1 protein-coding gene is annotated in these 304 nt (G+C 69.1%); it reads left to right on the forward strand.

Annotated elements, in window-relative coordinates:
* Positions 1-304, forward strand: a 304-nt coding sequence (locus EN852_RS38725) for a biotin/lipoyl-binding protein (protein ID WP_135879899.1), incomplete at both ends; no start/stop codon positions are given.

The following is a 304-nucleotide window of genomic DNA, read 5'->3' on the forward strand; positions in this document are numbered from 1 at the left end:
CTGCGCCGGCGCGGCGCTTCTGGCAACCGGCTGCCAGAAGCAGCAGGCGGCGGACAAGAAACTGCCGGTGTTGGTGACCACGCAGAAGGTCGCCCTCGCGGACTATGCGCCTCGGACCTCGCTGACCGGCGTGATCGCGGCCCGCACGCTCAACAATCTATCGTTCCGGGTCGGCGGTCGCGTCGCCGAGCGGCTGGTCGATGTCGGCCAGCATGTCGACCAGGGCGCGGTGCTTGCGCGCATCGATCCGCAGGAACAGCAATCGGATCTGCGCTCGGCGCAGGCCGACCTTGATGCCGCACGG

It is taken from the genome of Mesorhizobium sp. M2E.F.Ca.ET.209.01.1.1 (assembly GCF_004010375.2).
Lineage (GTDB): Bacteria > Pseudomonadota > Alphaproteobacteria > Rhizobiales > Rhizobiaceae > Mesorhizobium.